The organism is Shinella sp. M31 (assembly GCF_049199205.1).
Lineage (GTDB): Bacteria > Pseudomonadota > Alphaproteobacteria > Rhizobiales > Rhizobiaceae > Shinella.
Genome location: NZ_JBLZPH010000066.1, coordinates 66616 through 77771, shown reverse-complemented (window position 1 = coordinate 77771; position 11156 = coordinate 66616). Strand labels below are relative to the sequence as shown.

Below are 11156 nucleotides of genomic sequence, written 5' to 3'. Positions count from 1 at the left end.
GCATAAACAGAGATCAATATGGTCAGCGGCCTGCTAGTGGCGGCGCTCCCATTCGTCGATCTGCCGTTCGGCCTCCTCCTTGGCGAGGCCGTAACGCTGCTGAATCTTGCCGGAGAGCTCCACCCGGCGACCGTTGATCACGTCGAGATCGTCATCGGTGAGCTTGCCCCACTGGGCCTGGGCCTTGCCCTTATATTCGTTCCACTTGCCTTCGATGATGTCCCAATTCATGTCGCTGTCCTTTCTGTTCGTTGAACGCATGGCGTTGACGATAAGAGAAATCCCATGGGACCGGAAAGGTTCCCGATTCAGTGCAGACGAGCGGTACGTCCTGCCGGATGTGCGTTTTCGGCAACGAGCATCCCATCTGCCGGAGGTGCGGCTTCACGGATATCGATTTCCAGGCCCTTTTCGCGGCTCATGCGCCAGGTGATCTCGATGTCCTCCTCCACCCAGGCCGGATCGATGGCCGCGCAACGGGCATGCACGATCCGCCCCGTCGCACCGGCGCCGCCAAGAGCGACCGGCAGCGCGCCGACACATTCCTCCATGGATTCGAAAGCTACCTGCGGCGCTGGAAGCTCCTGGCAGGAAACGGTCCCGGCGTTGCAGCCGATGAGAAGCATGAATGCGGCGATGTGTTCCATTTCACTTCTCCTTGTTCACGGGCCCCGGTCATCGGTTAACGCGGGTATCAGGTGGTCGGAAAATGGAGCGGTGCGCGAAAAGGTTCCGTCAGCGGCGAATGACGCGGCTGTCACATTTTCGGGAACAAATCGGATGCTGGCTCGTTGTCGGCCCATCGCTCGATTGCGAAGCGGACGTGAAAGGAAGCGCAGATGCTCGGCACCATTCTTCTCATCATTCTTATTCTTCTCCTCATCGGCGCGCTGCCGAACTGGGGATACAGCCGCGGCTGGGGTTATGGCCCGTCGGGCGGGCTGGGCCTGATCGTCGTCATCCTTCTCATCCTCGTCCTCATGGGACGTATTTGATCAAAAGAACTATCCAGGAGCCGGAACCATGAAGAACACCATCATCGCGCTAGCCCTCGTCGCGTCCACTGTGACGCTCACAGCATGCAGCCAGACCGAACGCGGCACCGCGATCGGCGCGGCCTCGGGCGCCATTATTGGCGGCGCCGTGACCGGGCGGGCCGGCGGCGCGCTGGCGGGTGCCGCCATCGGCGGCGCTGCGGGTTACCTCATCGCTCGCTCGGACCGCGACGGCTACTGCGTCTACCGCGATCGCCACGGCCGCCGCTACGAAGCTCGTTGCCGCTAACAGGCATCGCGCGAAAACACGAAACGGGCCTCGCGGCCCGTTTCGTCGTGTCTTGAACAGGGAAGAAAAATGCTTTCAGGAACTGCTGTTGGCTTTCCGTTCGGCCTCGTCGAGCTTTTCCAAAAGATCGAGCAATCGATTGGGAACAGGCTCGGTTTCGATGACGTCGTAAAAGGATTTCAGCTTGCGGCCGACCGGTCCATTCGGGTCGAAGGCAGCTTTGGCGGGCGTGTTGCCGCCGTCACGTCTCTTGTCTTTGTTGGGCTCGATCATGGTCTTGTTTCCGTTGCGTGCCGCCCGCTATCTTCCTTTTGCCCAAGATTCCCAATAGCAAGTCAGACTTAGCATGCTACCAATAGGTTTCCGCACAATGAACTTTAGCGGAAACGGTTCCGATGCGGAACATATTCAGGGAGAACTTCATGTCACTTTCCACCCGTATCGCACCGCATCTCGCCTATCTCCGGCGTTTTTCCCGTGCCGTCACGGGATCCCAGACATCCGGTGACGCGTATGTGGCCGCCATGCTCGAGGCGCTCGTCGCCGACATTTCGATTTATCCTCAGGATCGCAGCGACCGGATCGCCCTCTACCGGCTCTATTGCACGCTCTTCGAAAACCTCGATGTGACGCTGCCGGAAAACACCTCGCCATTCGGCTGGGAACGCCAGGCGGCCGCCAACCTGGCCAATCTTCCGCCGGCCGAACGCAAGGCGTTCCTGTTGATCGCCGTCGAAGGTTTCGACATGGCCGAAGCCGCCGACATTCTCGACGTGTCGGAAGAGCGGTTTGCCGGATTGCTGGATGAAGCGTCGCGCGACATTTCCAGCCAGGTCGCGACCGATATCATGATCATCGAGGACGAACCGCTGATCGCCATGGACATCGAGGACATGGTCAAGGGTCTCGGCCATAACGTGACCGGCATCGCGCGCACGCATGCGGAGGCAGTCGAGCTCTATCACCGCACCGCGCCGCGCATGGTGCTTGCCGATATCCAGCTAGCCGACGGTTCCTCGGGTATCGATGCGGTCAACGACATCCTGAAGAACAGCACGATCCCTGTCATCTTCATCACCGCCTTCCCCGAGCGGCTGCTGACCGGCGAAAAGCCGGAGCCGGCCTTCCTCGTCACCAAGCCGTTCAATCCCGACATGGTGAAGGCGCTGATTAGCCAGGCGCTGTTCTTCGACGAACAGGCGCGGCTCGCAAAGTCCGCATAATGCAAAAAGGCCCGCGCAAGCGGGCCTTTTCATTCCGGTCGTGTGCCTGCGCTTAAAGCGCGGCGACGACGATGACTTCAACCAGGTAATCCGGCGTCGCCAGCTTGGATTCACCGGTGGCGCGGGCGGGCGTGTGGCCCTGCGGCACCCAGGCGTCCCAGACAGCATTCATCTTCGGAAAGTCCGCCATATCGGCAAGCCAGATCTGGGTGGAGAGGATGCGGGTCTTGTCCGTGCCGGCCAGCGCCAGCAGACGGTCGACTTCGGCGAGCGCCTGCTTGGTCTGCTCGGTAACGTCGGAGCCGGCCTGACCGACCTGACCGGCCAGATATACGGTGCCATTGTGCACGACGGCGCCGCTCATGCGGGGGCCGGTTTCAAAGCGTTTGATGTCCATGTGTCGTTCCTGTCAGGTCGAAAATCTCTCGGGAAACCTGCGGGCGATCGCCGACAGGCCCGTCGTCTATAGGGGGAGGAACGGCAAGGCGCCAGTACTCACGCGCAAATTCAAACGCCGATCACCTGCTGGCAGCAAGTCCGTCGAGTGCCGCGTTGACGATCTGCGCGATGGATGCATCGATATCGACCACCACCACACCAGGTTCGCCCGAGGGATCCTCCAGCGTCGCGAGCTGGCTATCGAGAAGGCTCGCCGGCATGAAGTGGCCGCGCCGGGCGGTCATGCGGCCGAGCAGCAGCTCGCGGCTGCCTTTCAGGTAGACGAAGGCCAATGTCCCCCCTGCGGCGGCGCGCAGATGGTCGCGATAGATCTTTTTCAGGGCCGAACAGGAAATGATGATGCTCTCGTCCCGTGCACGCGCATCGGACAGGGCGCGACCGATGATGTCGAGCCAGGGCCAGCGGTCCGCGTCGTCAAGCGGCATGCCCTTCGACATCTTCTCGACATTTGCGGCCGGATGCAGGCTGTCGCCCTCGATGAAGGCGGCGGAAAGGGCTGCGGCAAGGCCCTCGGCGACCGAGGTCTTGCCGCAACCGGAAACGCCCATGACGACGATCGTGCGGGCGTTCGTCATCGCGCCAAACCTCAGGCGACGCGCTTGCGGCGTTCGACGCGGGCGCGGATGGCGTCCACATCGACGCGGGGCGTCGCGGCAAAGAGGGTTTTCGTATAGCTGTGCTGCGGGTCGTTGAAGACCTGGTCGCGGCTGCCATATTCCACAGCCTCACCGAAATACATCACCATCACATCGTCGGCGATGTGGCGCACGACCGAGAGGTCGTGGCTGATGAAGACATAGGTCAGCTGGAACTCGTCCTGCAGGTCGGCGAGCAGGTTGAGTACCTGGGCCTGCACCGAAAGGTCGAGGGCCGAAACCGGCTCGTCGAGCACCAGAAGGCGCGGATTGAGCATCAGCGCGCGGGCGATCGCCACGCGCTGGCGCTGGCCGCCGGAGAACATGTGCGGGTAGCGCCCGTAATGCTTCTCTTCGAGGCCCACCTTCTTCAGGATCGCCATGGCGCGATCGCGCCGCTCGTCTGCCGGGATCTTCGTGTTGATGACCAGCGGCTCCGTCAGGATATCGCCGATCTTCTTGCGCGGGTTGAGCGAACCATAGGGGTTCTGGAAGACGATCTGTACCTTGCTGCGCATCTTGGAGGTCAGCGGCTCGCTGGCGATGTCGACCTTGCGGCCGTCGATCAGCATGTCGCCTTCAGTGATTGGGTCGATCATCGTGACCATGCGGGCGAGCGTGGACTTGCCGCAGCCGCTCTCGCCGACGATGGCGAGCGTCTTGCCCTGCTCGACCTTGAAGCTCACGCCCTTGACGGCATGAACGGTCTTGGCCGGTTTGAACAGGCTACCGGGGATATGGTAGTCGCGCTTGAGGTTCTTTGCTTCGAGAACTGGGGTCATCGCATGGCTCCCGCGAAAATCTCGGCGTCGGTGAGCTTTTCGGTGATGGTCGGCAGACGGCCGCCGGTGGCATTTTCCGGCAGGGCGGCAAGCAGCGCCTTGGTATAGACGCTCTTGGGGTCGGAGAAGAGCGAGAGCACATCGGCCTGCTCGATCTGCCGCCCCTTGTACTGCACGATCACGCGATCGGCGGTCTCGGCGACGACGCCCATGTCATGGGTGATGATGATGAGGCCCATCCCGTGCTCGTCCTGAAGCTTCATGAGAAGATCGAGGATCTGCTTCTGGATCGTCACGTCGAGCGCGGTGGTCGGCTCGTCGGCGATCAGAAGCTTGGGATTGCAGGCAAGCGCGGTCGCGATCATCACGCGCTGGCACTGGCCGCCCGACATCTGGTGCGGGAAATGGCCGAGGCGCTCTTCCGGGTTCGGAATACCGACGGACTGGAAGAGTTCGATCGCCCGGTCGCGCCGCGCCTTGCGGCCGAGATCCGTGTGGATGCGCAGCACTTCTTCGATCTGGAAGCCGACGGTGAAGCACGGATTGAGGCTGGCGATCGGTTCCTGGAAGATCATGGCGATGTCCTTGCCGATAATCTTGCGCCGGTCGCTGTCCGACATGGCCTGCATGTCGCGGCCGTTGAAGGTCAGCACATCTGCCGTCACCTTCGCAGTCCAGGGCAGAAGGCCCATGGCGGCCAGCATGGAAACGGACTTGCCGGAACCGGATTCGCCGACGATGGCAAGCACGTCGCCCTCGTCGACCTTGAGGGACACACCATCCACCGCCCGGAAAGGGCCGGAGGCCGTCTGGAATTCGACGGTGAGGTTTTTGATTTCGAGAAGCGACATCACGACCTCTTCAGCTTGGGATCGAGGGCGTCGCGCAGGCCGTCACCCATCAGGTTGATGGCCAGCACGGTGATGAGGATGGCAAGGCCGGGGAAGGTCACGACCCACCAGGCGCGCTGGATGAATTCACGCGCTTCGGCCAGCATCGTGCCCCATTCCGGCGTCGGCGGCTGGGCGCCCATGCCGAGGAAGCCGAGGGCCGCCGCATCGAGGATCGCCGCCGAGAAGGCGAGCGTCGCCTGAACGATCAGCGGCGCCAGGCAGTTCGGCAGGATCGTCAGGAACATCAGGCGCAACGTGCCCGCCCCTGCGACCTTCGAGCCGACGACATAGTCTTTCGACTTCTCGGTCATCACGGCTGCGCGCGTCAGGCGCACGAAATGCGGCTGGTTGACGAGCGAGATCGCGATCATGGCGTTGACCAGGCCCGGACCTAGCACGGCCACCAGCACAAGCGCCAGCAACAGCGAGGGAAACGCCAGGATGATATCCATGATGCGCATGATGAAGGTATCGACCTTGCCGCGGAAATAGCCGGCGACCAGACCGATCAGCACGCCCGACACCACCGACAGCGTCACGACGACGAGACCGATGAAGAGCGAGAAGCGTGCGCCGTAGATGAGACGCGAGAGGATGTCGCGGCCGACGGCGTCGGTTCCGAGAATGTGCCCCCAGCTGCCGCCTTCCTGGAAGATGGTCGGCATGAGGAGGAGTTCGCGGTTCTGGGCGCCCGGATTGTGCGGCGCCACGAAGGGCGCGAAGATCGCGACGAATAGAATGATCAGGAACACGAAGAGGCCGATGACGGCGCCCTTGTTGCGCGAGAAATAGAACCAGAATTCGGAAAGGCCCGAGGGCGGCGTGCCACCCGTCTTGGTTTCGGCCGTGGTTTGAACAGTGCTCATGGACCGTCTCCTAGTGCCGGATACGCGGGTTGATCCAGCCGTAAAGCAGGTCGACCACGAGGTTGACGATCATGATGACGGCGGCGATCAGCATCAGGCCACCCTGCACCACGGCATAGTCGCGCTTGAAGACGCTATCGACCATCCACTTGCCGATCCCCGGCCAGGAGAAGATCGTCTCGGTGAGGATCGCGCCCGCGAGCAACACGCCGACCTGGAGGCCGATCGTGGTGATGACGGGGATCATCGCATTGCGCAGCGCATGGACGCCGACGACACGGAAGGGCGAAAGACCCTTGGCGCGCGCGGTGCGGACATAGTCCTCACCAAGGACTTCGAGCATGGCCGAGCGTGTCTGGCGCGCGATGACCGCAAGCGGGATCGTCGCCAGCACGATGGTCGGCAGGATCAGGTAGGTCAATGCCGACTTGAAGGCGCCCGCCTGTCCGGAGATCAGGCTGTCGATCAGCATGAAGCCGGTGACCTGCGGGAAGAAATACATCAGCGAGATGCGTCCCGAGACCGGCGTCCAGCCGAGATAGCCGGAGAAGAAGATGATGAGCAGCAGACCCCACCAGAAGATCGGCATCGAATAACCGACAAGGGCAGCGCCCATGATCGACTGGTCGAGCCACGTCCCCCGTTTCACCGCAGCGAGCACGCCGGCGGGAATGCCGAGCAGGACCGCGACGATGATCGCGCAGAGCGCCAGTTCCAGCGTTGCCGGGAAGAGCTGCAGGAAGTCGTCCAGTACCGGCCGCTTGGTGACGATCGAAGAACCGAAGTCGCCTGTCACGAGACCGCCGAGATAATCGAAATACTGGACATAGATGGGCCGGTCGAGGCCGAGCTGGTGCATGAGCTCGGTATGCCGTTCCGGTGCCATGACGCGTTCGCCCGACATCAGCATGACCGGATCGCCCGGTAGAAGTCGAATGAAGGAGAACGCAATCAGCGATACCCCGATGAACGTGGGTATCAGGACGGCGAGCCGTCCGAAGATAAAGCGAAACATGGGAGCCAATCCCTTCTTATTTTTGAAAAACCGGCGGCCCGAATGTCTTCGGACCGCCGGCCATGGCACGCTCTTTGCGGCGTGCGTTTGTCGTATTAACCGATATTACTCGGCAATGTCCACGCCGTCGAAGACGAAGTCACCGAGCGGCGACTGGACGAAGCCCGAAACCTTCTTGCTCATCGGAACGACGGCAAGCGAATGGTCGAGGGTGTTCCAGGGCGCTTCGCGCTTGAAGATGATCTGGGCCTCTTCATAGAGCTTGGTGCGTTCTGCGACGTCGGAGGTTTCCTTCGCCTTCGTCATCAGGTCGTCGAATTCCTTGTTGCACCACTGCGCACGGTTGTTGCCGCCGACGGCGTCGCAGCCGAGCAGGGTGTCAAGGAAGTTGTCCGGGTCGCCGTTGTCGCCCGTCCAGCCGAGGATGGCCGCACCGTCGCGGTCCTTGGCAGACGAGAGCTTCAGGTATTCGGCCCATTCGTAGGAGACGATCTCGGCGGTGACGCCGACCTTAGCGAGGTCTGCCTGCATCAGTTCTGCTGCGCGGCGGGCGTTCAGCATGTACGGACGGGCAACCGGCATCGCCCAGATCTTCATCTTGAGATCCTTGACGCCGGCCTCTTCGAGCATCTTCTTGGCCGCTTCCGGATCGTACTTGTCGTCTTCGACGGCATCATTGTACGACCACATGGTCGGCGGGATCGGGTTCTTGGCAACGGTTGCCGCACCCTGGAAGACGGCATCGACGATGGCCTGGCGGTTGACGGCCATGTTGAGGGCCTTGCGGACCTCGACCTTGTCGAACGGCGGAACCAGCGTGTTGTAGGCGAGGTAGGCGACGTTCAGGCCGGCCTGCTCGGAAACGTGCAGGTTCGGATCAGCCTTCAGTTCGGCGACGTCGGCAGCGTTCGGGTAGGACATCAGGTGGCATTCGCCAGCCTTCAGCTTCTGCGCGCGAACGGCAGCGTCGGTCGTGATCGCGAAGACGAGATCGTCGATCTTCTGCTTGTCGCCCCAATAGTCGGGGTTGGCCTTGTAGCGGATGGCGGCATCCGGCTGGTAGGCGACGAAGGTGAACGGACCGGTTCCCAGCGGCTGCTGGTTCATCAGTTCCATCTTGCCTTCAGCCTGCAGCTTGTCGGCATATTCCTTCGAAACGATCGAGATGAAGGGCATGCCGAGGTTGGCGAGCAGCGGCGCTTCCGGACGCTTCAGCGTGATCTTGACCGTCAGGTCGTCGATCTTTTCGATCTTGTCGATAACGTCAGGCAGACCCATGCCGGCGAAGTATTCCCAGGAAGCGCCCGGAACATACTTGTTCCACGGGTTGTCGGCCTTGTACTGGCGCTCGAAGGAGAAGATCACGTCGTCGGCATTCAGCTCACGCGACGGGGTGAAATAGTCCGTCGTCTGGAACTTCACGCCCTTGCGCAGATGGAAGGTGTATTCCTTGCCGTCGGCGGAGATGTCCCACTTTTCAGCGAGCGCCGGCTCCAGTTCGGTCGTGCCGCGCTTGAATTCCACCAGACGGTTGTAAACCGTGTGTGCTGCGGCGTCGAAGGTCTGACCGCCCGTGTAGAGGCCGGGGTCAAAGCCTTCCGGCGACGCTTCCGAGCAATAAACGAAGGTCTTCGACCAAGCGGCCGTCGCCATCAGCGAGGCAACTGCCGTCGCCGCGAGGAGAGTAGTCAGCTTTTTCATAGTTGAGCTTCCCAGGTTTGCTTTTTTGTTCTCTTGTTTGCGAGCTCGGGTGCATTTCCAGCCCCGGCTTGCGCGGATGGAACGACATTTGCCGCAGGATTGCAATAAGTCAGCAAACAAATTTGTCCATTCGGAAAAAACGGCAGAACTTTATTCTCCACAGCATTCGAAACCGCTTTAAAAGCGGAACGAATCAGCACCGACTCCCGGTCAATCCCCACCACCCCTGATAGCGGCGACACAGGGGACGTGTCATAACGGGACATCGAGGCAAGAGGGGCTGTCCTTTTCTGCTTTTCCCCGTCGCGGCGGGGTGAAGCGAAAAAGAAAAGGGCGGCCTCGCTTTCGTTTTCAGCCTTTGTTTCCAAAGGCTTGACGATGCTGCCCGCAAAAAAATGATCTCCCCCCGCAAAATTGTCTCGCAAAACCCTTTGCCGCCAGAGATTGCGGCGCTAGATTCCATTCGTGGATTCTGGGGGTGGAGACCACGTGCCCGTGCTGAACAGACATTACAGGCGATACGATTTCGAAGGCGACCTTGAGAAGGCTCTCAATCGCGTCGATTTCTTTCGCATATTCCATACCATGGCGCTGCGCTACGGCTTCGAGCATTTCGGCGTGCTCCAGCTCATCAACGAGCACGAGACCAGCCAGCTTTCCACGCGCCTGATGCTGCACGATCTGCCGGCGGGGCTGGCGGAGGCTTATGACAAACGGCATCGCCTCAACGATTCCACGCTGTTCAAGAGCTTCTACAAATCGACGATCTCGACCGTCTGGCGCAGCACGGATCACGTCGAGAACGGCGCGCGCGACGGCTCCGACTTCCTCGACCAGATCGGCTTCGACATGGCGCTGTCCATTCCCGTGCATTCGGTGAACGGCACGCGCTATGCCGTGCTCTTCCTCGGTGACGGCGACGACATCGATCGCCGCGACCATTACGAGATCTGCTACGAGGCCAATTGCGCCTTCGACTACTTCCACCGCCAGGTTCTCGCCAACAAGGCGGGCATGGGCCTGACCCCGCGCGAGACGGAAATCCTGCGCTGGATTTCCTACGGCAAGACCGCGAGCGAAATCGCCCTCATCGTGTCGGTCTCCGAGCATACGGTGAACTCGCACACCGCGACGATCCTGAAAAAGCTCGACGTGGTGAACCGCACGCAGATGGTGGCAAAAGCGATCCGCGAACAGATCATACAGTAGCGTTACGAAACCGGATCCTCACCTACGGATAGTAGAGTTAGGGACTTGTTAATACCTGCGGCCTGGATGAGAGTGGCCGCGGGAGAAGGCCACCCAATAAATGCAATCAGGTTCAGCCAGCATCATGACAGCACCCGTGCATATCCTGCTCGTCGATGACGACCCCGCGGAAAACGTCATCCTCCGCGCTTTGATGCGCAAGGTCACGAGCTATGCCATCACGCTGCATTATGTGGAGACGGTGGAGGCGGCGCTGGACTTTATTCGCGCGGCCAGTGCGCCGCTGGACATGATCCTGATGGACAACCGGTTGCAGCCGCAGGCGGATTTCCGCCAGACCGTGCCGGAGCTGCGCCGCAACGGCTACATTGGCCCGGTCGGCGTGATCTCCTCGTCGATCAGCGACGCCTATTTCCAGAAGATCGACGACTACGGCGTCGATTTCCGCATCGACAAGGCCGAGCTCGACCCGACGGCCATCGAATTCATTCTGCAGGAATATGTGAGGCGGGACGCGAGCGCCGGCATCTGACCCCGCAGGTCAGGCCGCCGGCTGCTGGGCCAGCGGCGCGGTTTCCAGACCGAGCAGCAGGCCGATCTGCGGGCGCGCCTTGACGAGATCGTCGATGGTGTACTGCTGAAGCACTTCGAAGAAGGCATTAAGCGCCTTGCGCAGCGCGGAATTGAGGCCGCAGCTGTCGACCAGCGGACACTCGACCTCACCGGCCTCGAAACATTCGGCCATGGCGAAGGAATCCTCCGTCACCCGCACGACGTCGAACAGCGTGATTTCGTTTGCGGGCCTGGGCAGGCGCACGCCGCCGTTGCGGCCGCGCACCGTCTCGATGATGCCGGCGCGGGTCAGCGGTTGGAGGATCTTGAACAGAAACAGCTCCGAGACGCCATAGGCGCGGGCGATCTCCGGAATGCGGCTGAGCTTTCCACTATTCGCCGCGCAGTACATCAACATGCGCACCGCATAGTTGGTTTGTTTCGTCAGACGCATCGGGAACTCCGAATCCGGTTTCTCAGGTTCCACCACATATAGGATAGATCACCGTTTAGAACAATTCCAAAAAGCGGAAAATC

General features: G+C 61.1%; 17 protein-coding genes. 5 read left to right on the top strand and 12 right to left on the bottom strand.

The annotated features are described in order from the left end of the window. Positions 1-33: 33 nt before the first annotated feature. Positions 34-231 (bottom strand): CsbD family protein, encoded by a 198-nt coding sequence (locus ACOZKU_RS10410; RefSeq protein ID WP_314092833.1) that lies wholly within the window; start codon positions 229-231, stop codon positions 34-36. Between the two features lie 77 nt (positions 232-308). Further along, positions 309-647 (bottom strand): hypothetical protein, encoded by a 339-nt coding sequence (locus tag ACOZKU_RS10405; RefSeq protein WP_421578800.1) that lies wholly within the window; start codon positions 645-647, stop codon positions 309-311. A gap of 192 nt (positions 648-839) precedes the next feature. Here ACOZKU_RS10405 and ACOZKU_RS10400 point away from each other — a divergent pair, with 192 nt between their 5' ends. Then, on the top strand, positions 840-995 hold the full coding sequence (locus ACOZKU_RS10400) for a DUF3309 family protein (protein WP_117368338.1): 156 nt from the start codon (positions 840-842) through the stop codon (positions 993-995). 28 nt (positions 996-1023) lie between these two features. Next, entirely contained in the window at positions 1024-1284 is a 261-nt protein-coding gene (locus ACOZKU_RS10395; protein ID WP_314092826.1) for a YMGG-like glycine zipper-containing protein, read from the top strand. Positions 1285-1359: 75 nt separating this feature from the next. On the opposite strand, the gene ACOZKU_RS10390 is transcribed toward ACOZKU_RS10395, so the two are convergent. Beyond that, positions 1360-1557, bottom strand: a complete 198-nt coding sequence (locus tag ACOZKU_RS10390; RefSeq protein ID WP_421578799.1) for a NepR family anti-sigma factor — start codon at positions 1555-1557, stop codon at positions 1360-1362. 149 nt (positions 1558-1706) lie between these two features. On the opposite strand from ACOZKU_RS10390, the gene ACOZKU_RS10385 reads away from it, so the two are divergent. Continuing rightward, positions 1707-2507, top strand: a complete 801-nt coding sequence (locus ACOZKU_RS10385) for a response regulator (protein WP_314092821.1) — start codon at positions 1707-1709, stop codon at positions 2505-2507. 52 nt (positions 2508-2559) lie between these two features. Here ACOZKU_RS10385 and ACOZKU_RS10380 read toward each other — a convergent pair whose 3' ends face one another. The 8 genes from ACOZKU_RS10380 to ACOZKU_RS10345 form a co-directional block, all read right to left on the bottom strand. Next, positions 2560-2904, bottom strand: coding sequence for a RidA family protein (locus tag ACOZKU_RS10380; RefSeq protein ID WP_244760928.1), 345 nt, complete (start codon positions 2902-2904; stop codon positions 2560-2562). Positions 2905-3025: 121 nt separating this feature from the next. Then, a complete protein-coding gene (locus ACOZKU_RS10375) occupies positions 3026-3541 on the bottom strand; it encodes a gluconokinase (protein ID WP_421578798.1) in 516 nt (171 codons plus the stop codon). An 11-nt stretch (positions 3542-3552) separates the two neighbouring features. Next, positions 3553-4383 (bottom strand): dipeptide ABC transporter ATP-binding protein, encoded by an 831-nt coding sequence (locus ACOZKU_RS10370; protein ID WP_421578797.1) that lies wholly within the window; start codon positions 4381-4383, stop codon positions 3553-3555. Further along, a complete protein-coding gene (locus tag ACOZKU_RS10365; protein ID WP_421578796.1) occupies positions 4380-5234 on the bottom strand; it encodes an ABC transporter ATP-binding protein in 855 nt (284 codons plus the stop codon). The genes ACOZKU_RS10370 and ACOZKU_RS10365 overlap by 4 nt, the downstream gene beginning before the upstream one ends. Next, on the bottom strand, positions 5234-6142 hold the full coding sequence (locus ACOZKU_RS10360) for an ABC transporter permease subunit (protein WP_421578795.1): 909 nt from the start codon (positions 6140-6142) through the stop codon (positions 5234-5236). Before ACOZKU_RS10360 ends, ACOZKU_RS10365 begins: the two co-directional genes overlap by 1 nt. Positions 6143-6152: 10 nt before the next feature. Next, the gene (locus tag ACOZKU_RS10355) at positions 6153-7157 is read right to left on the bottom strand and encodes an ABC transporter permease subunit (protein ID WP_421578794.1); all 1005 of its coding nucleotides are present in this window, start codon (positions 7155-7157) and stop codon (positions 6153-6155) included. A 105-nt stretch (positions 7158-7262) separates the two neighbouring features. Continuing rightward, positions 7263-8858, bottom strand: a complete 1596-nt coding sequence (locus ACOZKU_RS10350; protein WP_421578793.1) for an ABC transporter substrate-binding protein — start codon at positions 8856-8858, stop codon at positions 7263-7265. Beyond that, entirely contained in the window at positions 8855-9283 is a 429-nt protein-coding gene (locus ACOZKU_RS10345; protein ID WP_421578792.1) for a hypothetical protein, read from the bottom strand. Before ACOZKU_RS10345 ends, ACOZKU_RS10350 begins: the two co-directional genes overlap by 4 nt. A gap of 70 nt (positions 9284-9353) precedes the next feature. Between ACOZKU_RS10345 and ACOZKU_RS10340 the strand changes: the two genes are divergently transcribed. Together ACOZKU_RS10340 and ACOZKU_RS10335 are read left to right on the top strand one after the other, a co-directional pair. Beyond that, complete coding sequence (locus tag ACOZKU_RS10340) at positions 9354-10067, top strand: helix-turn-helix domain-containing protein (protein ID WP_421578791.1); 714 nt, start codon at positions 9354-9356, stop codon at positions 10065-10067. Between the two features lie 124 nt (positions 10068-10191). Further along, complete coding sequence (locus ACOZKU_RS10335) at positions 10192-10599, top strand: response regulator (RefSeq protein WP_421578790.1); 408 nt, start codon at positions 10192-10194, stop codon at positions 10597-10599. A gap of 9 nt (positions 10600-10608) precedes the next feature. On the opposite strand, the gene rirA is transcribed toward ACOZKU_RS10335, so the two are convergent. Continuing rightward, positions 10609-11073 carry an iron-responsive transcriptional regulator RirA gene (gene rirA, locus ACOZKU_RS10330; protein ID WP_421578789.1) on the bottom strand — a complete coding sequence of 155 codons (465 nt, stop codon included), beginning with the start codon at positions 11071-11073 and terminating at the stop codon, positions 10609-10611. Between the last annotated feature and the right edge of the window lie 83 nt (positions 11074-11156).